Origin of the sequence: Streptomyces sp. BK340 (assembly GCF_007827595.1) — a bacterium.
Lineage (GTDB): Bacteria > Actinomycetota > Actinomycetes > Streptomycetales > Streptomycetaceae > Streptomyces.
This window is the reverse complement of the sequence record NZ_VISR01000019.1, coordinates 1-24295: the sequence shown is the minus strand read 5'-3', so window position 1 is coordinate 24295 and position 24295 is coordinate 1. Positions and strand designations below refer to the sequence as shown.

The following is a 24295-nucleotide window of genomic DNA, read 5'->3' as shown; positions in this document are numbered from 1 at the left end:
CGGTGCTACACCTCCGTCCGCAGCAGACGCAGATAGACGACGGAGAACAGGGAGCCCACGAGCAGCAGGAGCAGGGCGACGGCGGTGCCGTACCCGATCATGCTGTTCTGGAAGGCCTGTTCGTACATGAACAGCGGCAGGGTCTGGCTCCTGTCGCCGGGCCCGCCCCTGGTCATCACCCAGATCAGCCCGAACACGGAGAGCGTCTGCAGGGTGTTGAGCATGAGGTTGGTCCCGATGGAACGCCGGATCATCGGCAGGGTGATGTGCCACATGCGCCGCCATCCGCCCGCACCGTCCACTTCCGCGGCCTCGCTGATCTCGCTCGGTATCTCGTCGAGCGCGGCCGAGTAGACGAGCATCGAGAACGCCGTACCGCGCCAGACGTTGGCGAAGGAGACGGCGAGGACGGGAAGGGTGAACAGCCAGTTCTGCGAGGGCAGATGGAGGTAGTGGAGGATGGCGTTCAAGGTGCCCTCGCGCCGGAAGAAGGCGTAGAGCAGGAACCCGGCGACGACCTCCGGCAGTACCCAGGCGGTGATCACGACCGCGCCGGTGATGGTGCGCACGGGCTTGGAGGCCCGTTTCATCAGCGCCGCGAGAGCGAGGCCCAGGGTGTTCTGCCCGACGAGCGAGGACAGCACCGTGAACACCAGTGTCAGCCACACCGCGTTGAGGAACGCGTCGTCGTGGAAGGCCCTGCGGAAGTTGTCGAGGCCGACGAAGGAGGAGTGGGCCTGGCCGGTCAGCTGGAGGTCGGTGAAGGCGATGTAGACGCAGTAGGCGATGGGGCCGGCGAGGAAGAGAAGCAGGAGGATCAGGGCGGGGGTGAGGGGAAGGGCGCGGGTGACCGGGTGCCGGCGCCTCACTTCTGGATCACTTGGTCGCCGGTGACGTCCTTGAGCGTCGCGTCGTAACCGCCGGCCGCCTTCTCCACGGACTGATCACCGGTGCTGACCCCCTCCATGGCGTCCTGGACGGCGGTCGACACCTTCGGGTACGCGGGGTAGGCGGGCCGGTAGTGGGTGCTGGCCACGAGGTCGGTGAAGAACTTGATGCCGGGCTGGGCGGTGGCGTACGCCGGGTCGCTCGCCACATCCTTGCGCACCGCGATACCGGAGTTGGCGATGTACCACTTCCGGGCGTTGTCCTTCGTCTGCATGGTCCTGATGAAGTCGAAGGCGAGGTCCGGATGGGCGGCCTTGGCCGGGACGGCCCAGGTCCAGCCGCCGGACATGCTCACCTTCCCCGGGGCCTGGCCGTGCTGGGTGGGCATGTACGCGAGCCCCAGTTGCCCGGCCCAGCCCTTCCACTCGTGCCCGCTGCCCGGCAGCCAGGCCTGCGGGAGCCAGGAGCCGTCGAGGTCGATGCCGAGCCTGCCCTGGGGGAGGAGCTCGCCGTTGACGGTGGTGGCGAAGTTCGGATCGAGCGCGTCGGAGACGTCGGGGCCGAGCTTCTCCTTGTACACGGTCTCGACGAACTTCAGCGAGTCCTTGAACCCCTGGCTCCCGGCGATCCACTTCTTGCTGCCGCTGTCGTACAGGGGGTCCGACGTCCCGTCGCCGGTGCCGTACAGGAGCATCTCGAACCCCTGCATGGTGGCCCGCTCGCCCGCCGGCTTGCCGGTGTAGACGTTGAGCGGGGTGACGCCGGGGACCTTCTGCTTGATGGTGCGCGCGGCGCTGAGGACGTCGTCCCAGGTCTTGGGCTGCCAGTCGGTGGGGAGACCGGCTTTGCGGAAGACGCGCCTGTCGAACCACAGGCCCCGGGTGTCGGTGCCGTCGGGCACGCCGTACGTCTTCCCGTCCTCGCCCTTCGCCGCGCTCTTCGCCGTGTCGATGAACTGCCGCCAGTCCGGCCACTTGGCGAGGTACGGGTCGAGGGGCTTCAAGTACCCGCTCGTGATGTCCGAGTTGATGAGGAAGGTGTCCTCGTACACCAGGTCCGGGGCGGTCCTGGGGGAGCGGAGCATCTGCTGCAGCTTGGTGTAGTACTCCGAGTCCGGCGCCTTGATGGGGACCAGCTCCACCTTCTTGCCGGGGTACTTCTTCTCGAACTGCTTCTTGATGCCGGCGAGGTAGGTGTCCATCACCTTGATGGAGTTGTCCGTCGACTGCTTGAAGGAGACCTTGATGGTGTTCGGGCTGCTGCCGGAACCGTTGCCGCAGGCGGTGAGGGCGGTTGCGGCGAGGGTGAGTGCTGCGAGGGCGGTGGCGGTGGGGCGCACGGGCATGACCTCCTGCGAACGCACTGGGTGGTGGCGCGGGGATGGCTGCCGTGTGAACGTAAGAGGAGTGGTCTAGTCAGGTCAATGCGTCTGCGGCGGATTGGGCGTTGGTGGCTTCGGCGGGGGCGTCTGCTTGGGCGTATGCGTCAGCGGCCTCGAGGTAGTGGGTGCGGGCCTGAGCGAGGAGGCCGGCGGACTTGTACGCGATGGCCAAGTTGTTGGCCGTCTTGCCGATTTCGTACCAGTGCCCGAACTCCCGCTTGATGCGCAGTGACACCTCGAACGCCGCGATGGCCTCTGCCATCTGATCCGTGGCTTCGAGGGCCAGGCCCAGGTTGTTCCACGCGGTGGCCTCCAGGTAGCGGTCCTTCTCGGCCTGGAACAGATCACGAGCCCGGGCATGAGCCTCCACCGCCTCGTACGGTCGGCCGGCAAACCGGAGAGCGAGGCCAAGGTTGTTGGTTTCCATGGCCTCGTCGCGACGTTCGCCGATGGCTCGGAGCAACTCGCGTGCGTGCGTATGTGCATCGATGGCCTGCTCTGCTGCGTCCGTGTTCTGCAGAGCAAGACCGAGACCGCCCCAGGCGCCGGCCTCCCCGCGCTGTTCGCCCTCGGCCTGGTAGAGGTCGCGAGCTCGCGTGAAGGCCGCAATGGTCTCCTGCGTTCGTTCGGTCTCCAGCAGGGCGTTACCCAGGCTGAGCCAAGCGCCCGCCTCGGCAGCGCGGTTACCGGTGTGACCGGCGGCTTCCAGGGCGGCCTCGGCCACAGTGAGCCAGTCGTCGAAATATCGCCGCCAGTCCAGGTACTCGGTCAGGCACGCGGCCAGTCTCCCCGCCAGTGCCGCGTACCGCTTCTCCCGCGCCCACTGCACTGCGCCCACCAGTCCTGCTCGTTCCTCGTCCAGCCACGTCAGCGCCTGTGCCCGGTCCGCGAACCCCTCCGGCTCTTTCCTGCCGGGCAGCCAGTGGAGCCGGTCGTCGGCTGCATCGGCCCACCGCCAGTAGAAGGACAGCAGCCGTTCCCGTGCCGCCTCGGCCTCCTCACGCAGCCTGGCGTTGCCGTCCGCCACTCCTGCCCCGAACGACCGGACCAGGTCATGCAGCCGCCATCGAATCGTGGAGGTTCCCCGCACCGGGGTCACGAGATAGGTGGCGGCCAGGTCCTCCAGCAGACGCAGCGCGGCATCCTCGGTCAGGTCTGCCAACGCGGCAGCGGTTTCCGTACGCGCGTCCTCGCCGGGGGCGAGGGCGAGCAGGCGCAGCAGCCGGGCCTGTTCGGACGGCAACCGGCGGTACGACGTCTCCAGCACCGGACGCAGGGCCAAGGACCGGCCGTACAGATCCGTGCCGGGGCTGCCGTTGTCCAGAACCCGGGTCGGGTCCCCGGCCGTCCTGATCTCTGTCACCAGCGAGGCGATGTCCCGCAGGCGGCGGCGCCGGAGCATCGCGGCGGCGATCTGCAGCGCCATGGGCAAGTGGCCGCACAGGGAAGCGAGTTCGTACAGTGCTGACGGCTCCCGCTCCGGTCGGTCGTCGCGCTCGTCGGCGTTGTGCAGCGCGCGGGTCAGAAGGGCCACCGAGTCGGCCGGGTCCAGCGTTTCAAGGTCGACGTGCCGGATGGGCAGGGTGTCCTGGCGGTCTCGTGAGGTGATCAGGACCCTGTGGTGGTCGGCGCCGGGCAGCAGCTCGCGGAACTGTTCCGGGTCCGACGCGTTGTCGAGGACGAGCAGTGTCCGGGCACGGCCGGTGAGGCGGTCACCGTACACGTCGTACTGACGTGCCGACGTCGTGGGCAGATCCGCACCCTGCACGCCAAGCGCGTCGAGCAGGGCCAGGACCGCCTGGTCGGCGGTGACCGGGTTGTCGTCGTAGCCGCGCAGGTCCACGAACAGCGTCCCGCCCGGGAACCAACCCTGCGCGCACGCCCGGTGTGCTGCCTCGATCGCGAGCGCGGTCTTGCCGATGCCGCCCATGCCGGCGAGCGCCGAGATCAGGATGGGCGTCCCGGCGCCTTCCGGTGCAGGGGCGAGCAAGGGAAGCAGGCGGCGCAGCTCGTCCTCTCGGCCCATGAAGCCGATGGGCCGGGGCGGCAGCGTGGCGCTCGCGCGGGGTACCGGGCCCCTACCGGTTTCCGGTCTGCTTGCCGATGACGGGCCCGTGAAAGGTACCGCCCCGGAAGTCGATGTGGTCGCCCCCGTATCCCCCTTGAGGTCCCTCCTCGGAGCCGTCGGAACCCCCGTCGCGAGGCAGATGCTTGCGCAGTACCGCCACCGTCACCGAAGCCGCCTGTGCCGCTGCCCGCTTCTGCGAGCCGCCGGCGTCGGCCTTGCGCTTGTTCGCGTCCGCGCGGTCGCTGATGCCCCGGATGACGAGGGCGTCCAGCTGTCCGCTGAAGTGGGCGGCGTTGGCCGCGCCCGATCCCTCCATCTCGATCGCCCCGGCGTCGTTGTAGTGCGACTCGATGTGCCGTGCGATGTCGGACTCCGCGTCGGCCAGCACCACGTCGCCGGTGGCGATCGGCGCGAAGTGCACCTCCACGCCCTCCAGGTCCCGCGCCGCCGACCGGGCCGCCTGTTCCAGGGCGTGGGAGCTGGGCAGGGCCTTGGGGCGCACCTGGAAGCCCTTGTCCGTCTGCTTGCCGCCGTGGATCTCGTACACCTGGGTGCCGACCACGACATCACCGATGGCGATGTCGTCCTTCAGACTGCCGGCCACCCCCACGAAGAACACGGCCTGTGGCTGCAGCCACTCGATGAGCTGCGTCGCGAGCGCCGCGGCACGCTCGGCGCCCACGCCCAACTCGCCGACCGCGACCTGCCAGGGGCTGTCGGGGAGCCTGCCGATCTCGACGCGGGTTCCCTTCGGGTGGACGCGTTCCTCGCGGTCCTCGATGTACGAGCGCACGGCTGTGTACTCCAGCGCCAGTGCGGTCAGGATCAGAACAGTCGGCTTCGTCTGCGGCACACTCTTAAGGTACTGCCGGGGGAAGGGGCACGAGTGGCAGAACGGGACGTTACGGTGGGGCAGTTGCTCCTCACCGAGTACCAGACGATCAAGGACGAGCAGAAGACGCGGATCGGGTTCCGGGACAATCTGCTGTACGTCACCCTCACCGTCGTGGCCGCCGTGATCGCCGCCGCCGCGCAGGCCAAGCAGGCCGCGATGCTGCTGGCGCTGCCGCCGGTGTGTGTCGTGCTCGGGTGGACGTATCTCGTCAATGACCAGAAGATCTCGGCCATCGGGGCCTATGTGCGGGGGGAACTGGGGCCCCGGCTCGCCGAGATGGTCCAGGTGGAGGGGGGCGATGTCTTCAAGTGGGAGGTCGCCCACCGAGGGGACGCGCGACGGGTCTCGCGGAAGATCGCGCAGTGTGTGATCGACCTGCTGGCCTTCTGTGTCGTGCCGCTGAGTGCGCTCGTCGTGTACTGGGCGGGGGATGACCTCTCGGCGGGGTTGGTGGTGCTGTCCGTGCTGGAGGCGGTCTCGGTGGTCGGGCTGGGGGTGTACATCGTTCAGTACGCCGTGCCGTTCGGGGTGAGGGGCACTGAGGGATGAGCGATCACGTCGGCTTCCATGGCGGGGCCTTCTACGGGCCCGTCACAGGGAAGGCGGAGTACCGGCAGCAGGCGCCGGCGCCCCCGTGACCTGTTCCGGGCCGTCGGAGACCGCCGTCGCGAGGCCATGGCGTGGGGCAACCTCGGCGTCGCCCTGCGAGTGGCGGGTCGGACGGAGGAAGTGATCGAGGCGTCCAGTAGGGCCCTCAAGGTCTTCCGAGAGTTCGAGGATTGGTACGGGGCAGGCCGTGCCCTGAGCAACCTGGCCGAAGCCCACAGCCCCGTTTACGCCCGCGCACACTGGCTCCAGGCTGCCGGCGCCTGCACCCGGGGGAACGCCCCGGCCGAAGCCACCCGAGCCCGAGCCCGCGCCGAAGCCCTCACCGCCCCTGCGGCGCCCACCGATAAACCAGCTCCGGCCTCCCCACCTGCCCGTACAACGGACTCCGCCCAGCCCGCCCCGCCTCCACAAGGTGCTCCAGGTACCGCCGCGCGGTGATCCGCGAAATCCCGACCGCCTCCGCGACCCCCGCCGCCGTAAGCCCCTGCGACGCCTCCCGAAGCACCCCGGTGACCCGTTCCAGCGTCGGCCCGCTCAACCCCTTCGGCAGCGCCGCAGGCGAAGGCGCACGCAGCGATGCCAACGCCCGGTCCACCTCGTCCTGCCCGCTCGCCTCCCCCACCGCCGCATGGAACTCGGCGTACCGCACCAGGCGGTCCCGCAGCGTCGCGAACGTGAACGGCTTCAGGACGTACTGGACGACCCCGAGCGAGACCCCTTCCCGCACCACCGCCAGATCGCGCGCCGACGTCACCGCTATCACGTCCGCTTGATGCCCCGCCGCCCGCAGCGACCGCGCCAACTGCAGCCCGTGCACATCCGGCAGGTGCAGGTCCAGCAGGAGCAGGTCCACGGGCGTGCGGTCCAGGAAGCGGCGCGCCTCCGCGCCCGTGTGCGCCTTGCCCACCGCTACGAAACCCGGCACCCGGCCGACGTACATCACATGTGCGTCCGCGGCCACCGGGTCGTCCTCGACGACGAGGACCCGAATGGGTTGCGGAACCGAACCCGTCATCCGCCGTCACCCACCGATGTGCGCAACGGCAACCGCACCTCGAACACCGCTCCGCCCGCCCCTTCCTCGTCGGACTCCGCCACCGTCAACGTTCCGTCGAGGCGGGTCACCGCCTGCCGGACCAGGGCCAGGCCGAGGCCCCGCCCGCCGGGTCCCGCCGGCTTCGTCGTGAACCCCCGTTGGAATACCAGGTCGGCATGGGCGGGGTCGACACCAGGTCCCGTGTCGGACACGCGCAGCACCAGTTCGGCGGCCGAGGCGTACGCCGTCACGGTCACCCGTGCCAAGACACTGCCCTGGGCCGCGTCGACCGCGTTGTCGATCAGGTTGCCGAGGACGGTGACCAGGTCCCGGGGCGACAGCTCGGCGGGGAGCACGCCGTCGTCCAGCCGGCTGTCCGGCGACACCACCAGCTCGACGCCCCGCTCGTTCGCCTGGGCCGTCTTGCCCAGCAGCAGGGCGGCCAGCACCGGCTCGCTCACGGCGGCCACCACCTGGTCGGTGAGGGCCTGGGCCAGCTCCAGTTCCGCCGTCGCGAAGTCCACGGCCTCCTGCGCCCGGCCCAGCTCGATCAGCGAGACGACCGTGTGGAGGCGGTTCGCCGCCTCGTGGGCCTGCGAGCGCAGGGCCTGTGTGAAGCCCCGCTCCGAGTCCAACTCGCCCATGAGGGACTGGAGTTCCGTGACATCCCTGAGCGTCGCCACCGTCCCGCGCCGCTCTCCCCCCGACACCGGTGAGGTGTTCACCACCAACACCCGGGACGCCGTCAGGTGCACCTCGTCCACACGCGGCTCCGACGACAGCAGCGCCCCGGTCAGCGGAGCGGGCAGCCCGAGGCCGGCCACCGAGCTGCCGATCACGTCCTCCTCGTCGCCGACCCCGAGCAGCTCCCGGCCGCCGTCGTTGATCAGCGCCACCCTGAACTGCCCGTCCAGCATCAGCAGCCCCTCGCGGACCGCGTGCAGTGCCGCCTGGTGGTAGTCGTGCATCCGGCTCAGCTCGGCCGCGTTCATGCCGTGGGTGTGGCGGCGCAGACGGGCGTTGACCACGTACGTGCCGACGGCGCCCAGCAGCAGTGCGACACCGGCCACCCCGAGCAGGGCCGCGACCTGGCCCCGGACCCGTTCGCTGATCGCCTCGACCTTGATGCCGGCGCTGACCAGGCCGATGACCCGGCCGTTCTCCTCCACCGGGGTGACCGCGCGGACGGACGCGCCGAGGGTTCCGGTGTAGGTCTCGGTGAAGGTGCGGCCGTGCTGGGCGGGGCCGATGCGGCCGAGGAAGTGCTTGCCGATCTGCTTCTCGTCGGGGTGGGTCCAGCGGATGCCGGACGGGGTCATGATCGTCACGAAGTCGACGTTCGCGTCGCGCATGACCTGCAGCGCGTAGGGCTGGAGGTCCTTGGTCGGATCGGGGGTGTGGATCGCCGTGCGGACGGAGGGGGAGTCCGCGATCGAGCGGGCCACGGCCGTGGCGTGGCGGGCCGCCGCGTCCTCGGCCTGCCGTTCGTCGCTGACGTAGGTGAACAGCGCGTACCCGGCCACGACCACCGCTATCAGCACGGCCTGCATGGCGAACAGCTGGCCGGCCAGGCTGCGCGGGCGGGGGAGGGGCGGGAAGCGCATGTCAGCAGTGTGCCCCTCGGGTCAAGCATGAACTAAATGAACGGAAGGGTGACCGCCCTCACAGACCGGGAGATAGTCACGGCATCCCCCACAACCCCCGGACGTGAGCCGCACGCCGGTGATGCCGACGAAGACGTCAAGGAGGGCAGCCGTGGCCGCCAGTTCCCCCGATACGGCACCTGCCGCACCCCGCGTGAAGCGGGACCGGACCCACTACCTGTACATCGCCGTCATCGTGGCGGTCGCTCTCGGTATCGCCGTGGGGCTCATCTGGCCCGATGCCGGAGTCGAGCTGAAGCCGCTGGGCACCGGCTTCGTGAACCTGATCAAGATGATGATCTCGCCGATCATCTTCTGCACGATCGTGCTCGGCATCGGTTCCGTACGGAAGGCCGCGAAGGTCGGCGCTGTCGGCGGTATCGCCCTCGGCTACTTCCTCGTGATGTCGCTGGTCGCGCTGGCCATCGGCCTCGTCGTCGGCAACGTGCTGCACCCGGGTGACGGGCTGCACATCACCAACGCCATCAAGGCGACCGGGCACGACCAGGTGTCCCCGGACGCGCTGCCGCCGGTCGACTTCGTCCTGTCGATCATTCCCATGACCTTCGTGTCCGCGTTCACCGAGGGCCAGGTGCTGCAGACCCTGCTGGTCGCGCTGCTCGCCGGGTTCGCGCTGCAGGCCATGGGGCCGGTCGGGCAGCCGGTGCTGCGGGGCGTCGAGCACATCCAGCGGCTGGTCTTCCGCATCCTGTCCATGGTCATGTGGGCCGCGCCGATCGGTGCCTTCGGTGCCATCGCGGCCGTCGTCGGCTCCGCGGGTCTGGACGCGCTGAAGAGCCTCGCCGTGCTGATGCTCGGGTTCTACGTGACCTGCTTCCTGTTCGTCTTCATCGTGCTCGGCGCGCTGCTGCGGATCGTCGCGGGGCTGAACATCTTCACACTCTTCAAGTACCTCGCCCGCGAGTTCCTGCTGATCCTGTCGACCTCGTCCTCCGAGTCCGCGCTGCCGCGGCTCATCGCGAAGATGGAGCACCTGGGCGTCAGCAAGCCGGTCGTCGGCATCACCGTGCCGACCGGCTACTCCTTCAACCTCGACGGCACCATGATCTACATGACCATGGCGTCCCTCTACATCGCCGACGCCCTGGGCACCCCGATGTCCATCGGCGAGCAGATCCCGCTGCTGCTCTTCCTGCTGCTGGCCTCCAAGGGCGCGGCGGGCGTCAGCGGTGCGGGTCTGGCCACGCTGGCCGGCGGGCTCCAGTCGCACAAGCCCGCCCTGGTCGACGGCGTCGGCCTGATCGTCGGCATCGACCGCTTCATGAGCGAGGCGCGTGCGCTGACCAACTTCGCGGGCAACGCGGTGGCGACGGTGCTGGTCGGCACGTGGACGAAGGAGATCGACAAGGCGCGGGTCAGGCAGGTCCTCGCGGGTGAGCTGCCGTTCGACGAGACGACCCTGCTGGACGAGCACCAGGCCGCGGTCAAGGACCTTCCCGAGCCCCGTGAGGACGGGGAGAAGGAGCTGGCCAAGGCGTAAGCGCTCCGCTGGGCGAGCCGGTTCCGTATCCGCGGGCCGGTGGGGGCTGGTCGCGCAGTTCCCCGCGCCCCCAAGGGGCGCGAAACGCCCCCCATGCTCCGGACGTCCGGCCCGGCCTGAACCCGGGCCGGGCGTCCGGGAACCGCCGCCGGGCGGCTGGGTCGCCCCCGTTCACCCGGCCGCCCGGCTTCCAGCTCATCCGGGGTCTACGACTCCGCGCTCACCTCGGCCACCAGCTCGGCGGCCGCGGAGGCGGGTACGCCCGCCGCGGTCAGTACGGTGACCGTGGCCGAGCGGCCCGCCTCCTCGGCCGTCACCAGGCCGTCGTTCACCGCCTCCGTGACCGCGAACAGCATCTGCTCATGCACGTACGCGAGGGCCGGTGCGGGCAGCGGGGAGCTGAAGACGCCTTCGTCCAGGCCGCGTTGGAGCAGCTGTACCTTGTTCTCGCGCAGGGGTGCGAGGCGTTCGCGGATGCCCTGCACGGTGACCGTGCGCTGGGCCAGGGCGACCAGCAGCCGGTAGCGGTCGGCGATCTCCCAGATCGCGAGCACCGACCGGGCCACTGCCCGAGCCGGGTCGGCCACCCCCGCGCGGGCCCCCGCGTCCGCCTCCGCCAGCGCCTGCACCGCTTCGTCGACGAGCGTGCTGATCAGCGCCTCACGGCTCGGGAAGTGCCCGTACACGGTCCGTCGTACGACCCCCGCGGCGCGCGCGATCTGGTCCATCGAGGCGTCGGGGTCGCGCAGCAGCTCGGCGAGGGCGACGTCGAGGATGCGGCGCCGGTTGGCGTCGGCGCGGCTGGAGTTACCCGTGGTCATGGCAGTCATTCTGCACGCCCCTCCTTGACTTGCACAGTGCTGTGCAACGGCGTACATTGCACACGGTTGTGCAATTGCACGCCGCTGTGCAATTCCCGTCGCGCACCGAGGAAGGCGACCCCTGCCATGCGACTCGTCATGAACGAACCGGTCGAAAGGACGGACCGGCCCTACGCCCGGCGCTGGTGGGCACTCCTCGTGCTCTGCCTGAGCCTGCTGATCATCGTGATGGCCAACACCGCCCTCACGGTCGCGGCCCCCGACATGACCCGGGACCTCGGTCTGTCCAGCGCCGACCTGCAGTGGGTGATCGACGGCTACACCGTCCCGTACGCCGCGCTGATGCTGCTGCTCGGCGCGATCGGCGACAAGTACAGCCGCCGCGGCGCCCTCGTCCTCGGCCTCGTCGTCTTCGGCGGCGGAGCGGTCGCCGGCTACCTCGCCGACAGCTCCACCGCGGTCATCGCGGCCCGCGCCGTGATGGGTGTCGGCGCCGCGCTGATCATGCCCGCCACGCTCTCCCTCCTCGCCGCGACCTTCCCGCGCGCCGAGCGCGCCAAGGCCATCACGCTGTGGACCGCCACCGCCGGGCTCGCCATCGCCGCCGGACCCGTGGTCGCGGGCGCCCTGCTGCGCGACCACGGCTGGTCCTCGACCTTCCTGATCAACGTGCCCGTCGCCGTGCTGGCGATCATCGGCGCCCTCGTCCTCGTACCGCCGTCCAAGGCCGGGCACCACGACCGCATCGACTACGTCGGCGGACTGCTGTCGGTGATCTGGACCGGATCGCTGGTCTACATGATCATCGAAGGGCCGCACTTCGGCTGGGGCACCAAGGCCGTCAGCGCCGCCGTCCTCGCGGGCCTGGGCCTGGTCGCCTTCGTCGCCTGGGAGCTGCGCCACCCCCGCCCCATCCTGGACGTGCGCCGCTTCACCGACCGCCGCTTCGCCGGCTCCAACCTCGCCGTCGCCCTGTTCTTCCTCGCGGTCTTCGGCGCCTTCTACTACCTGACCCAGCACCTGCAGTTCGTCCTCGGCTACGACGCCCTGGAGACCGGCGTGCGCATGCTGCCGCTGGCCGGCGCGGTCTTCGTCGGCTCGGCCCTCACCGGCTGGCTCACCCCGCGCGTCGGCATGAGGCTCACCGTCACCGCGGGCATGGTCGGCGGTACGACGGCCCTGGCACTGCTCACGCGGGTCGACGCGGGCTCGGCGTACACCGACTTCCTGGCCCCGCTGATCATCCTGGGCCTCGCCATCGGCCTCGCCCTCTCGCCCTGCACCGACGCGATCATGGGTGCCTTCCCGGAGTCCGAGCTGGGCGTCGGCGGCGCGGTCAACGACACCTCGCTGGAGCTCGGCGGCTCGCTCGGCATCGCGATCCTCGGCTCCCTGCTCGCCACCTCGTACGGCGACCACCTCGCCGACGCCACCGCCGGCAGCAAGCTCCCGGCGGGCGCCCTCGCGACCGCACAGGACTCCGTCGGCGCCGGGTACGCCGTCGCGCAGGGCATCGGCGGCAAGGCGCACCAGCTGGCCGCGCAGGCCGCACGGACGAGCGACCCGCAGCAGGCCGCCCAGCTCGAGCAGCAGGCCCGGCAGCTCGCCTCCGGCGCCCACCGGATGGCCGACGCGGTCGGCTCCGCCTTCTCCGACGCCGTCGCCCACACCAGCCTGATCGGCGCGGTGGTCCTCGGCATCGGCACGCTCCTGGTGGCGGTGCTGCTGCCGCGCCACGAGTCCGCCGTACAGGACGAGGCCGCCGTGGCGGAGCAGAATGCCGAGGAGCAGGAACTGGCGGAGAGCGCAGCCGGCTGACCCCGCACGGCGTCTTCTCCCCCGCGTCCACTAGCGTGCCGTGCCGGAACCGGAACGGCACGTTCGTGCGTGTTCCCGAACGAGCATGGAGGCACGGGGGATGAAGATCGACTGGGACCGGCGGACCTGCGCGCGGAAGGGGCATGTGACCTACGCGCCCGATGACCCCCGGCTGCGGGTACGGCTGCACGCGCAGACCGCGCTCGGCGACGTGTGGCGCTGCCTGCGCTGCGGGGACTTCGTGCTGGGCGAGCCACACGGCTCGGGGCCGGCCGACGAGGCACCGCTGGTGGCGCGCGGGAAGGTGCTGCGGGACCTGTTCATCCTGCGCTTCCTCGCGATCGAGCGGGCGGTGCGCGGGGTGTTCATCGTGCTGGTCGCGGTCGCGGTGTGGAAGTTCAGCAACAGCCAGGACGCGGTACGGAAGCTCTTCAACAACTACCTGGACGTCTTCCGGCCGGTGTTCCGGCACTTCCACTACGACCTCGACCACTCACCGGTCGTCGGCTCCATCCAGAAGGCCTTCGGCTACAAGCACTCCACGCTGATGCTGGTCGCGGCCCTGCTCCTCGCGTACGCGGTGGTCGAGCTGGTCGAGGCGGTCGGCCTCTGGTACGCCAAGCGCTGGGCGGAGTATCTGACGGTGGTGGCCACCGCCGCCTTCCTCCCGCTGGAGATCTACGAACTCACCGAGCACATCAGCTGGTTGAAGATCTCCACCCTCGTCCTCAACATCCTCGCGGTCCTCTACATCGCGCTGGCCAAGCGCCTGTTCGGGCTGCGCGGCGGTCGCAGGAAGTTCGAGGAGGAGCGGCACAGCGCGTCCCTCATGGAGGTGGAGGAGTCGGCCGGGGTGGGCGTCGGCTGAGCCGACCCCCGCACCGGGGATTCACCGCGTCCGTGTGGACCGCGTCAGCCGGGTCAGCTCCTCTTCGCCCAGTACCAGGTCCGCCGCCCCGGCCGAGTTCCGGGCCGTCTCCGGGCGGCTCGCGCCCGGGATCGGGACCACGGCCGGGGAGCGGGACAGCAGCCAGGCGAGGGCGACCTGCTGGGGGCTCGCCCCGCGTTCCCGGGCCACCTCGTGGAACGCCGCGAAGCGTGCGCCGCCCTCCAGCACCGACGGCCCGTCCAGAGAGCTGCGCGAGATCCCGCCCAGCGGGCTCCAGGGCAGGAACGCCAGCCCCAGCTCCGCGCACAGCCGCAACTCGGCCTCGCTGTCGCGGATCTCGGGGGAGTAGCGGTTCTGGACCGACGCCAGCCGGTCGCCGAGGATCGCGCGGGCGCGGTGTATCTGGTCCGTGGTCACGTTGGAGAGGCCGGCCAGGCGGATCTTGCCCTCGTCCAGCAGGTCGCGCAGGGCGCCGACGGAGTCCTCGAACGGCACGGCCGGGTCGGGCTTGTGCAGTTGGTAGAGACCGATCGCCTCGACACCGAGCCGCTGCAGGGAGGCCTCGGCGGCCGCCTTGAGGTGCCGGGGCGAGCCCGTCACCGTCCAGCTGCCGTCGGCGGGGCGGCCCCGGCCGCCCTTGGTGGCCACGAGCACGCCGTCGGTGTCACCGCCGTAGGCCGCGAGGGCGCGGGCGAGGAGGAGCTCGTTGTGGCCGGGGTCCTGGCCCGGCAGGTGGTAGGAGTCGGCCGTGTCCAGCAGGGTCACGCCGGCGTCGAGGGCCGCGTGCACCGTGTCCAGGGCGCGCCGCTCGTCCGGCCGGCCCTCGATCGACAGCGGCATGGCACCGAGCCCGACCGCGCTCACCTTCAGTCCGCCAAGGGTGCGGTACCGCACGTCAGCCGTCCTCTCCGAGAGTCTCGGCGACGGCCTTCGGCAGCCACTGCCGTACGTCACCGAAGGTGAAACCGAGCCGCGTGGCCCGGGAGTTGTCCATGCCGTAGCGGCGGCGGAAGGCGAAGGGGGAGACCTCGCCGGTCTCGGTCACCTCGAACACCGGCGCGCCGCCGGGTAGCTCTGCCGCCACGGCCGTCGTCAGCTCCTCCAGTGCCAGCAGGCCGTGGGAGGCGGCGTTCACCGGGCCCGTGAAGTCCTCTCCGGCCGCCCAGTACAGGAAGTCCGCGATCTCCTCGACATGGATGTACGTCGCCGGGTGCGTGACCGGTGGTACGGCGACGGGGGCGCCGGAGCGGACGCGGTCGGCGTAGTGCTGGAGGCGGCCGGTGAAGTCGTCGTCGCCGCCGAGGACGTGGGCCACCCGGACGGACACGAACGGGAACGCGGGGTCCGTCGTGAACACCGCCTCCGCCTGCCGCTTGCCCTCGCCGTAATGGGACTCCAGGAACCCGGGTTCGTCCCACGGCAGTTCCAGGTCCACGGCCACCGTCGCCGGGTCCACCGCGCGCTCCGGCACCAGTTCCGCGGAGTCCTCGTGCTCGTACACCTCGACCGTCGAGGTCATCACGTAGCGGCCGGTGTGTCCGGCGAGGACGCGCCGGGCGACGGCCGCCTGGCGCGGGGTGTAGCAGACCTGGTCGATGACGACGTCGAACACGCGGGTGCCGACGGCCTCGGCCAGGGCCTTCTCGTCGTCGCGGTCGGCCACCAGATGCACCGCACCCGGCGGTGGTGCGGACGAACCCCGATTCAGGACCGTGACCCGGTCGCCGGCCGCCAGCAGACGGGCGATCAGCCGCTTGCCGAAATAGCGGTTGCCGCCGATGACCAGTACCTCTCGTGCCTTTCGCATGGCCATAATTCTCCGGGCCACACATCCGTTCCTGAAGGGGGAGACATGGGAGATACGGTCACCGCACCGAAAGAACAACGGCATCTGCGGGCCGTCACCAACGAAACACCACTGGCCTTCGACGCGGTGGACCGGCAGCTTCTCGAACTGCTCCAGACCGACGGCCGGATCAAGCTCAGCGAGCTGGGCCGGCGGATCAGCCTGAGCCCGGCGGCCGTCGCCGAGAGGGTGCGCCGGCTGGAGGCGGCCGGGGTGGTCGAGGGGTACGGCGCGCAGGTCGCGGCAGCCCGCCTCGGCTACGGCATCCAGGCCTTCATCCGGGTCAACCCGCACGGCGGCTACACCCTCAAGCACCCGAGGACCCTGGAACTGCTCGACCGCCCGGAGATCACCGAGGTGCACCACGTCGTCGGGGAGGACTGCTGGATCCTCAAGGTCGCCGTGACCGACACCGTGCACCTGGAGGACGTCCTGGAGCAGACCTCGGCGCTGGGCCGTACGACGACCTCGATCGTGCTGTCCTCACCGGTGCGCCGGAAGCCGCTGCTGCCGCCCGTCTTGCCTTGACGCCGACGTCAACACCTACGGTCGTGGACATGCGAATCGGCGAGCTGGCCGCACGGGCCGGGACCACCACCCGCACCCTGCGCTACTACGAGGCACGGGGGCTGCTGCCCGCCCGGCGCGACGACAAGGGACACCGCACCTACGACGAGGCCGACGTCAGGCTGCTCCGGCAGATCCGGACGCTGCAGGACTTCGGGTTCGACCTGGAGGAGACGCGGCCGTTCGTGGACTGCCTGCGGTCCGGGCACCCGGAGGGCGACTCCTGCCCGGCGTCCCTCGTGGTCTACCGGCGCAAGCTGGACGAGCTGGACGCGCTCATCGGACAGCTGACGGCGGTGCGGGAGCAGGTCGCGGGGCAGTTGCGGCGGGCCGAGGAGGCCCGGGACGAGCTGGCCGCCGAGGCGCGGGTTCCGGGAGGTCCGGAACCGGCATGCGAACTGGGAGGGCTGACGCGGTGAGTTTGGTGAGCGGACTGGCCGAGGTGACGGACGCGGACTTCGCGGCGGAGGTGATCGGCGCGGACCTTCCGGTGCTGGTGCAGTTCACCGCCGACTGGTGCGGGCCGTGCCGGCAGTTGGCGCCCGTGCTGAAGGACATCGCCTTCGAGGAGGGCGACCGGCTGAAGATCGTCCAGCTGGACGTGGACCGCAATCCGCAGACGACGGTCGCATACGGCGTGCTGTCCACGCCGACCCTCATGGTCTTCCGGGACGGTGAGCCGGTGCGGTCGATGGTGGGGGCCCGGCCCAAGCGGCGGCTGCTGGAGGAGCTGGGCGACGTGCTGTGACGCCAGGGCGGTAAAGCGGGACGGGCCACGAAAAATCCCCCGAGCAATTGCGCTCGGGGGATTTCTGTGCGTATATTCAGTGGTTCGCGACTTCAATTCGGAATGGTCGCGGAGAAGTTCAGTGAGCACAGTATATCCGGGCGGGAGCGGAATTGTCAAACACCGAATTTCCAGACGATGAATTGCGCCACGAACAGGAATTCATCGACGGACTGTACGCGCGCGTGGACGTGCTGCTCGGCGAGGCCGAGACCTCGGTCGCGGACGCGCTCGCCCAGGGCGACAAGCCCATGCAGGCCCGGCTGGAGCGGGACATCCTGGTCGCCGAGCGCTCGGGCCTGCTCGCCGCGCTGAACGCCGTCGACGGCTCGCTCTGCTTCGGCCGGATCGACCTGGCCGACGGCACGGTCCACCACATCGGCCGGATCGGGCTGCGCGAGGACGACGCAGAACACACACCCGTCCTCATCGACTGGCGGGCCGACGTCGCCCGGCCCTTCTATCTGGCCACCGGTCACACCCCGATGGGCCTGCGCCGCCGCCGGCACATCGCCACCCAGGACCGGACGGTGACCTCGCTGCACGACGAGATCCTGGACCTCGGCGACGCCACCCGCACCGGTCACGAGGATCCGACCGGGGACGCCGTGCTGCTGGCCGCGCTCAACTCGGCGCGCACCGGCCGGATGGGCGACATCGTGCAGACCATCCAGGCCGACCAGGACCGCATCATCCGGGCGCCGCACCGCGGGGTGCTGGTCGTCGAGGGCGGCCCCGGCACCGGCAAGACGGCGGTCGCGCTGCACCGGGCGGCGTACCTCCTCTACGAACACCGGGAGCTGCTGGCCCGCCGTGCGGTCCTCATCGTCGGACCCAACCCGGCCTTCCTCGGCTACATCGGTGAGGTGCTGCCCTCCCTCGGCGAGACCGGAGTGCTGCTGGCCACCGTCGGCGAGCTGTTCCCCGGTGTGCGGGCGACGGCGGCCGACGGCCGGGAAGCGGCCGCGGTGAAGGGCCGCGCCGACATGGCGGCCGTACTCGCCGAGGTCGTGCAGGACTGGCAGTCGCTGCCCGATCCGGTGATCGCGATCGAGCACGACCGCGAGATCCTGATGCTCGACGACGGCCTGGTGAAGGTCGCCCGCGAGCGCACCCGCGCCGCCAAGCTGCCGCACAACGTGGCCCGGGAGTACTTCGAGGGCCACATCCTCAACACACTCACCGAGCTGTACGCCGAGCGCGTGGGCACCGACCCGTACGACGGCAGCAGCCTGCTGGACGCCTCCGACGTCACCCAGATCCGCGACGAGCTGGCCGAGAACCCCGAGGTCTGGGCGGCCATCGACCAGCTGTGGCCGCGCCTGACGCCGCAGCGCCTGGTCGCGGACTTCCTGGCCGACCCGATGGGCTACGTCTCCGACGACGACGCGGCCGCCATCCGCCGGCCGGTGACCCGGGAATGGACCGTGTCGGACGTACCGCTGCTGGACGAGGCGGCCGAGCTGCTCGGCGTGGACGAGCGGTGGGCGCGGGCGCGGGCGGAGCGCGAGCGGGAGACACAGGTGGCCTACGCGCAGGGCGTGCTCGACGTCTCCTACGCCTCCCGCACCTACGAGTTCGAGGACAAGGAGGACGGTGACCCCGAAGCCTCCGAGGTCCTGTCCGCCCACGACATCATCGACGCCGAGCGGTTCGCCGAGCGCCACGAGGAGGCGGACCACCGCAGCGCCGCCGAGCGGGCCGCGGCCGACCGGACCTGGGCGTTCGGGCACATCATCGTCGACGAGGCACAGGAGCTGTCGCCGATGGCGTGGCGGCTGCTCATGCGGCGCAGCCCCACCCGCTCGATGACCCTGGTCGGTGATCCGGCCCAGACGGCGGAGCCGGCGGGTGTCGGCTCCTGGGCCGACATCCTCGAGCCGTATGTCGAGGACCGCTGGGAGCACACCCGGCTGGGCGTCAACTACCGCACCCCGTCCGAGGTCATGGACCTGGCCGCGGCCGTGGTCCGCGCCGAGAACCCGGAGTTCGAGCCCCCGGGCTCGGTCCGCTCCACGGGGGTACGGCCCCGGGTGTGGGACGCGGGCGACGATCTGCCCGGCGCGGTGGCCGAGGCCGTCGCCGAACTGACCCCGGTGGAGGGACGGTTGGCGGTGATCGCCCCGCGTGAACTGCACCGCCGGCTGACGGTCCGGCTGGACGGCGTCACCGCGGGTGCCGAACCCGACCTGACGCGGAAGGTCGTCCTGCTCGACCCGCGCCAGTCCAAGGGGCTCGAATTCGACTCCGTCCTGGTGGTCGAACCCAGGCGGTACGGCACCAGCGACCTGTACGTGGCCCTGACCAGGGCCACGCAGCGACTGGGCGTGGTGCACACGAAGGGGTTGCCGAAGGCGCTGGCCGAGGCCTTCGGGTAACGCGCAGACAGCGGGAGGTGACAGGTGGTGTCCCGGCCGCCGGACTCGTGGGTCCACCGTGACGGGCGTACGGTGGACAGGTACGAGCGCAGGCGCCGGGCACCTTCCGAGGAACCGCCGGTGACCCAGGGTTCTGCGGGCGCTCGCTTGCCGTGTCCGTGCCACCGCGCGAACCCTTCACACATCTCACGGAGTTCCGGGGGGATTTCTCGCCGCCACTTCCGAACGAAGGCATTTCCATGCGGACCACGACCACACTCATACGCCGTCTGTGCGCCGCCGCCTGCGCGGCCCCCCTGCTGTTCGCCGGAGCGGCCGGCGCCGGGGCCGCGGTGACCCTCGCCCCCGCCGCCTCGTCCGGCGAGATCCTGCAGCTGATCAACGCCGAGCGGTCCAAGGCCAACTGTCCCGCCCTGCAGGAGAACGCACAGCTGACCAAGGCCGCCCAGACGTTCGCGGACGACGCGAGCAAGAACCACCTGACCAACCACACCGGTTCCGACGGCTCCAGTTACACCCAGCGCATCAAGGACGCCGGCTACAACGCGGGGCCGTCGGCGGAGAACATGTCCTGGGGGACCACGGACGCCAAGACGATCGTCGACGGCTGGATGAACAGCTCGGGCCACCGCGGCAACATCGTGAACTGCAGCTTCAAGGACACCGGCGTCGCCGTCAGCGGCGACTACGCCGTCCAGGTCTTCGCGTCGCCCGGGTGACGCGGCCCGCTAGGTCCTGTCGTCAAATTCCCGTCGTCGCCCGAAGGGCGGCCTCGCGGCGCCCGGTGCGGCGAGAGTGCGTGCCAGGCGTCGTGGGGCAGACGGGAATTTGACGACAGGGCCTAGGCCGGCCGCAGCCATACCGTGGCCAGCGGAGGCAGGGTGAGCCGGATGCTCGCCGGACGTCCGTGGGCGCCCGGCGGCTCCGGTTTGACCGGGTCGGGGTGGACCACGTCGCTGCCGCCGTAGCGGGCCGCGTCGGTGTTCAGGACCTCCAGCCAGGCCGGGACGTCCTCGGGGACGCCGATGCGGTAGTCGTGGCGGACCACGGGGGCCAGATGGGAGACGGCCAGCAGCGGGGTGCCGTCGGCGGCGTGACGCAGGAACGCGAAGACGTTGTCGTCCGCCGCGTCCCCCGTGAGCCATTGGAAGCCCGCCGGATCGGTGTCGCGCTGCCACAGGGCCGGGGCGGCGCGGTAGCCGGCGTTCAGGTCGCGCACCAGGTCCCGGACGCCCCGGTGGTCCGCCTCCGCGCCGTACGACGGGTCGAGCAGCCACCAGTCCGGGCCGTGCGCCTCGGACCACTCGGCGCCCTGGGCGAACTCCTGCCCCATGAAGAGCAGTTGCTTGCCGGGGTGGGCCCACATGAAGCCGAGGTAGGCGCGGTGGCCCGCGCGCTGCTGCCACCAGTCGCCCGGCATCTTCGAGACGAGGGACCGCTTGCCGTGCACGACCTCGTCGTGGGAGATCGGCAGCACGTAGTTCTCGCTGTACGCGTACACCATCGAGAAGGTCATCTCGTGGTGGTGGTACCTGCGGTGGACGGGGTCGTGGCTCATGTACTGGAGCGAGTCGTGCATCCAGCCCATGTTCCACTTCAGACCGAAGCCCAGACCGCCGAAGCCGCTCGGACCCCTGTGGTGGGTGGGGCGGGTGACCCCGTCCCAGGCCGTGGACTCCTCCGCGATGGTCACCACCCCGGGGCAGCGCCGGTAGACGGTGGCGTTCATCTCCTGCAGGAAGGCCACCGCGTCCAGGTTCTCCCGGCCGCCGTGCTCGTTGGGCGTCCACTGGCCGGGCTCGCGCGAGTAGTCGAGGTAGAGCATGGAGGCGACGGCGTCCACCCGCAGCCCGTCGATGTGGAACTCCTCGCACCAGAACACGGCGTTCGCCACCAGGAAGTTGCGCACCTCGCGACGGCCGAAGTCGAACTCCAGGGTGCCCCAGTCGGGGTGCGCGGCCCGCAGCGGATCGTGGTGCTCGTACAGCGGGCGCCCGTCGAACTCGGCCAGCGCCCAGTCGTCCCGCGGGAAGTGCGCCGGCACCCAGTCCATCAGGACACCGATGCCGGCCTGGTGCAGCCGGTCCACCAGGTACTTGAAGTCGTCCGGGGTGCCGAGCCGGGCCGTCGGGGCGTAGAAGCCGGTGACCTGGTAGCCCCAGGAGCCGCCGAAGGGGTGCTCGGCCACCGGCATCAGCTCCACGTGCGTGAAGCCCATCTCCGTGACGTAGGCAGGGAGTTGTTCGGCCAGCTGGCGGTACGTCAGGCCGGGACGCCAGGAGGCCAGATGGACCTCGTACACGGACAGCGGTGCCTCGTGCACGGGGGTGTCGGCGCGGTGGGCCATCCACTCCGCGTCGCCCCACTCGTGGTGCGAGGCGTGCACGACCGACGAGGTGGCGGGCGGGACCTCGGTACGGCGGGCCAGCGGATCGGCCCGCAGGGTGCGCGAGCCGTCCGGGCGGGTGATCTCGAACTTGTACAGCTCGCCCTCGCCGATGCCGGGCACGAAGAGCTCCCACACCCCCGAGGAGCCGAGCGAGCGCATCGCGTGCCCGCCGGCGTCCCAGAAGTTGAAGTTCCCCGCTACGCGCACACCCCGCGCGTTCGGTGCCCACACCGAGAACCGGGTCCCGGTCACGCCCTGGTGGGTCAGGACGTGCGCGCCGAGCACCCGCCACAGCTGCTCGTGCCGGCCCTCGCCGATCAGGTGCAGGTCCAGTTCGCCGAGCGTGGGCAGGAAACGGTAGGCGTCCTCGGTCTCGTGGACGGTGCCGTCGTACGTCACCAGCAGCCGGTGGGCGGGGACCTCGGAGAGCGGGAGCAGCCCGGAGAAGAAGCCGTCCCCGTCGTCGTGCAGGTCGGCCCGCAGGTCGCCGGAGACCACGGTGACCGCCTGCGCGTAGGGCCGGAAGGCGCGGAAGGCGATCCCGCCCGGGACCGGGTGGGCGCCGAGGACGGAGTGCGGGTCGTGGTGGACGCCGTGCAGCAGCCGCTCACGGTCGTGGGCGTCGAGCGCGGGGGAGACGGCGACCTCGGCAGGGCGCTCCCGGGCGGGCGGTTCGGGCTTGCGGGCGCGCGGGACGGTGACGGAACCGCTCTTCGCGGCAGAACCGGACTTCCCGGCGGCACCGGTCCTCTTGGCCGTGCCCGCTTTGGCCGTGCCCGTTTTCGCCGGGGCCTTTCTGGCCGTGACCTTCTTGGCTGCGGTCTTCTTGGCCGCGGCCTTCTTCGGGGCCCTGGCCTGCTCGGTCGTGCTCTTCTCCTCTCTGCTCTGCTCGGCCTTGCTGGTGCCGGACTTGTCGTTCTTCGAGGTGGCAGGCTTCTTGGACGTCACGGACGGGTCTCCCGGGCGAGGGTCGGGTCGGACGTGGCGAGGCGGCGGACCGCGGCAAGGGGTACGGGCAGCCAGTCGGGGCGGTGGCGGGCTTCGTAGACGACTTCGTAGACGGCCTTGTCGGTCTCGTAGGCCCGCAGCAGCACGGGGTCGGTGCGCGGGTCGCGGCCGGCCGTCTCCGCGTAACCGGAGCAGTACGCGGCCCGGCAGCGCTCGGCCCAGCCCGGTGCGGACGGGCCGGCCGAGCGGGCGGCGTAGTCGAAGGAGCGCAGCATCCCGGCGATGTCCCGCACCGGCGGCTGCGGCAGGCGCCGTTCGGCCAGCGGCCGGGCCGGTTCGCCCTCGAAGTCGATCAGCGACCAGGCGCCGGACGGCGAGCGCAGACACTGGCCGAGATGCAGGTCGCCGTGGATGCGCTGGGCGGTCCAGGTGTGCCCCTCGGCGGCCAGGTCGTCCAGCGCCGCATAGGCGGAGCGCAGCCCCTGCTCGTACGGCCGGAGCGCCGGCACCGCCTGGACGGCGGCCGTCAGCCGCTCGGTCATGCCGTCCACCAGCAGCCGCAGCTGGGCATGGCCCAGGGTGACCGTCGGCAGGGCGTGGGCGAGGGCGGTGTGCACCTCGGCGGTGGCCCGGCCCAGCGCCCGGGCCTCGGCGGCGAAGTCCTCGCCCTTGGACAGCTCGCGCAGTGCCAGCTCCCAGCCGTCGGCGGCGCCGCTCACGAACGGCTGGAGCACGGCCAGGACGTACGACGCGCCGGCCTCGTCGGGGGGCTCGGTCCGCAGCCACGCCGTCGGCGCGGGCACCCGGGCGCAGCCCTCGCGGGCCAGGGCGCGCGGTATCTCCAGATCGGGGTTGACGCCGGGGACCACTCGGCGCAACAGCTTCAGGATGAACGTATCGCCGTAGACGATCGACGAGTTGGACTGCTCGCCGGTCATCGGACGGGCCACCAGTCCCTCCCGGATCTCCTGGTCCGGGTCCCGTTCGAACCGAAGCCCGCCGACGCGCGCCTGGGTGCGCAGGGCCTCCAGGAGGACGTCGGCGGGCCGGGGGTCGTACAGGGCCTCGTACACCGTGCGGCCGGCGAGCGGCCCCTCGGTGACATGTCCGATGAGCGCGGGCGCCAGCCGGGGCGGCAGCGCCTCGCGCACGCCTATCAGCAGCTGGTAGCAGTCTCCGGGGTGCGCCGGGGCGCCGAGCACGGGCGGCTGGTGGGCGCGCAGGAGCAGGTGGTGGAGCCCCAGCCGACCGTCGTGGGGCAGTAGTTCGGTGGCCGCCACCTGGGTGAACCCGGTGACCGGGCGGCCCTTGCCCGCGAACCAGCGCTGTCTGGGCAGCCACTCGCGCAACAGGGGTTCGAGCGAGGCGAGGAGGCGACCGGAAGTGGGAGTCGTACCGGAAGGGGTGACCGTATCCGCCATGGGCGTCACGTCCTTTCCCCGGATCGTCGGGGTGTGACTGATGGGTGCCCCGGGCGGGACGGCGGAAACCGGCCGCCGTCCCGCCCGGCCGGACTACGCGGCGTCCCGGCGCAGCCGGAACCAGTAGAAGCCGTGGCCCGCCAGGGTCAGCAGGTAGGGCAGTTCACCGATCGCCGGGAACCGCACCCCGCCGAACAGCTCGACCGGATGCCGCCCGCCGAACCGCCTCAGGTCCAGCTCCGTGGGCTGTGCGAAGCGGGAGAAGTTGTGCACGCACAGCACCAGGTCGTCCCCTCCCTCCTCTGACAAGGGGGCTTCGCGGAGGAAGGCGAGGACGGCGGGGTTGGAGGACTGCAGTTCGGTGTAGGTGCCGAGTCCGAAGGCGGGGTTCTGCTTGCGGATCTCGATCA

General features: G+C 70.9%; 21 protein-coding genes. 9 read left to right on the top strand and 12 right to left on the bottom strand.

Features of this window, described 5'->3' with window-relative positions; translation table 11 throughout:
* Positions 1-5 precede the first annotated feature (5 nt).
* The 4 genes from FB157_RS28860 to FB157_RS28845 all read right to left on the bottom strand — a co-directional run bounded on the left by FB157_RS28860 (position 6) and on the right by FB157_RS28845 (position 5190).
* Positions 6-869 carry a carbohydrate ABC transporter permease gene (locus tag FB157_RS28860; RefSeq protein WP_145883593.1) on the bottom strand — a complete coding sequence of 288 codons (864 nt, stop codon included), beginning with the start codon at positions 867-869 and terminating at the stop codon, positions 6-8.
* Positions 866-2233, bottom strand: coding sequence for an extracellular solute-binding protein (locus FB157_RS28855; RefSeq protein ID WP_145883592.1), 1368 nt, complete (start codon positions 2231-2233; stop codon positions 866-868). The genes FB157_RS28860 and FB157_RS28855 overlap by 4 nt, the downstream gene beginning before the upstream one ends.
* 70 nt (positions 2234-2303) lie before the next feature.
* Positions 2304-4295, bottom strand: coding sequence for a tetratricopeptide repeat protein (locus FB157_RS28850; protein WP_145883591.1), 1992 nt, complete (start codon positions 4293-4295; stop codon positions 2304-2306).
* Positions 4296-4347: 52 nt separating this feature from the next.
* On the bottom strand, positions 4348-5190 hold the full coding sequence (locus FB157_RS28845) for a 5'-methylthioadenosine/S-adenosylhomocysteine nucleosidase (RefSeq protein ID WP_145883590.1): 843 nt from the start codon (positions 5188-5190) through the stop codon (positions 4348-4350).
* A 33-nt stretch (positions 5191-5223) separates the two neighbouring features.
* Here FB157_RS28845 and FB157_RS28840 point away from each other — a divergent pair, with 33 nt between their 5' ends.
* Positions 5224-5781 (top strand): hypothetical protein, encoded by a 558-nt coding sequence (locus FB157_RS28840; protein WP_145883589.1) that lies wholly within the window; start codon positions 5224-5226, stop codon positions 5779-5781.
* Positions 5782-6160: 379 nt separating this feature from the next.
* Here the strand turns inward: FB157_RS28840 and FB157_RS28835 are convergent, their stop codons facing one another.
* Together FB157_RS28835 and FB157_RS28830 are read right to left on the bottom strand one after the other, a co-directional pair.
* Positions 6161-6856: a response regulator gene (locus FB157_RS28835; protein ID WP_145883588.1), complete on the bottom strand. Its 696-nt coding sequence runs from the start codon at positions 6854-6856 to the stop codon at positions 6161-6163.
* Positions 6853-8481, bottom strand: a complete 1629-nt coding sequence (locus FB157_RS28830; protein WP_145883587.1) for a sensor histidine kinase — start codon at positions 8479-8481, stop codon at positions 6853-6855. Before FB157_RS28830 ends, FB157_RS28835 begins: the two co-directional genes overlap by 4 nt.
* Positions 8482-8632: 151 nt before the next feature.
* On the opposite strand from FB157_RS28830, the gene FB157_RS28825 reads away from it, so the two are divergent.
* On the top strand, positions 8633-10021 hold the full coding sequence (locus tag FB157_RS28825; RefSeq protein ID WP_145883586.1) for a cation:dicarboxylate symporter family transporter: 1389 nt from the start codon (positions 8633-8635) through the stop codon (positions 10019-10021).
* Between the two features lie 206 nt (positions 10022-10227).
* Here FB157_RS28825 and FB157_RS28820 read toward each other — a convergent pair whose 3' ends face one another.
* The gene (locus tag FB157_RS28820; RefSeq protein WP_145883585.1) at positions 10228-10851 is read right to left on the bottom strand and encodes a TetR/AcrR family transcriptional regulator; all 624 of its coding nucleotides are present in this window, start codon (positions 10849-10851) and stop codon (positions 10228-10230) included.
* Positions 10852-10968: 117 nt separating this feature from the next.
* Between FB157_RS28820 and FB157_RS28815 the strand changes: the two genes are divergently transcribed.
* Positions 10969-12660 carry an MFS transporter gene (locus FB157_RS28815; protein WP_145883584.1) on the top strand — a complete coding sequence of 564 codons (1692 nt, stop codon included), beginning with the start codon at positions 10969-10971 and terminating at the stop codon, positions 12658-12660.
* Between the two features lie 100 nt (positions 12661-12760).
* The gene (locus FB157_RS28810) at positions 12761-13528 is read left to right on the top strand and encodes a DUF2127 domain-containing protein (RefSeq protein ID WP_145883583.1); all 768 of its coding nucleotides are present in this window, start codon (positions 12761-12763) and stop codon (positions 13526-13528) included.
* 21 nt (positions 13529-13549) lie between these two features.
* On the opposite strand, the gene FB157_RS28805 is transcribed toward FB157_RS28810, so the two are convergent.
* Both FB157_RS28805 and FB157_RS28800 read right to left on the bottom strand, forming a co-directional pair.
* The gene (locus tag FB157_RS28805) at positions 13550-14443 is read right to left on the bottom strand and encodes an aldo/keto reductase (RefSeq protein WP_145883582.1); all 894 of its coding nucleotides are present in this window, start codon (positions 14441-14443) and stop codon (positions 13550-13552) included.
* A gap of 1 nt (position 14444) precedes the next feature.
* Positions 14445-15356 (bottom strand): NAD-dependent epimerase/dehydratase family protein, encoded by a 912-nt coding sequence (locus tag FB157_RS28800; RefSeq protein ID WP_145883581.1) that lies wholly within the window; start codon positions 15354-15356, stop codon positions 14445-14447.
* 45 nt (positions 15357-15401) lie between these two features.
* On the opposite strand from FB157_RS28800, the gene FB157_RS28795 reads away from it, so the two are divergent.
* From FB157_RS28795 to FB157_RS28775, 5 genes are all read left to right on the top strand, one after another.
* A complete protein-coding gene (locus FB157_RS28795) occupies positions 15402-15923 on the top strand; it encodes an Lrp/AsnC family transcriptional regulator (protein WP_186581726.1) in 522 nt (173 codons plus the stop codon).
* Positions 15924-15952: 29 nt separating this feature from the next.
* Entirely contained in the window at positions 15953-16381 is a 429-nt protein-coding gene (locus FB157_RS28790; RefSeq protein WP_145883580.1) for a MerR family transcriptional regulator, read from the top strand.
* Positions 16354-16710 (top strand): thioredoxin, encoded by a 357-nt coding sequence (gene trxA, locus FB157_RS28785; RefSeq protein ID WP_145883579.1) that lies wholly within the window; start codon positions 16354-16356, stop codon positions 16708-16710. Before FB157_RS28790 ends, trxA begins: the two co-directional genes overlap by 28 nt.
* A gap of 182 nt (positions 16711-16892) precedes the next feature.
* Positions 16893-19127 carry an AAA family ATPase gene (locus tag FB157_RS28780; protein ID WP_186581725.1) on the top strand — a complete coding sequence of 745 codons (2235 nt, stop codon included), beginning with the start codon at positions 16893-16895 and terminating at the stop codon, positions 19125-19127.
* A 239-nt stretch (positions 19128-19366) separates the two neighbouring features.
* Complete coding sequence (locus FB157_RS28775; protein WP_145883578.1) at positions 19367-19846, top strand: CAP domain-containing protein; 480 nt, start codon at positions 19367-19369, stop codon at positions 19844-19846.
* Positions 19847-19968: 122 nt separating this feature from the next.
* Here the strand turns inward: FB157_RS28775 and glgB are convergent, their stop codons facing one another.
* The 3 genes from glgB to FB157_RS28760 form a co-directional block, all read right to left on the bottom strand.
* Positions 19969-22464 carry a 1,4-alpha-glucan branching enzyme gene (glgB, locus tag FB157_RS28770; RefSeq protein ID WP_145883577.1) on the bottom strand — a complete coding sequence of 832 codons (2496 nt, stop codon included), beginning with the start codon at positions 22462-22464 and terminating at the stop codon, positions 19969-19971.
* On the bottom strand, positions 22461-23885 hold the full coding sequence (locus tag FB157_RS28765; RefSeq protein WP_186581724.1) for a maltokinase N-terminal cap-like domain-containing protein: 1425 nt from the start codon (positions 23883-23885) through the stop codon (positions 22461-22463). Before FB157_RS28765 ends, glgB begins: the two co-directional genes overlap by 4 nt.
* Before the next feature lie 93 nt (positions 23886-23978).
* Positions 23979-24295: alpha-glucosidase C-terminal domain-containing protein (locus tag FB157_RS28760; RefSeq protein ID WP_186581723.1), on the bottom strand; the 317-nt coding region annotated here is incomplete at its 5' end.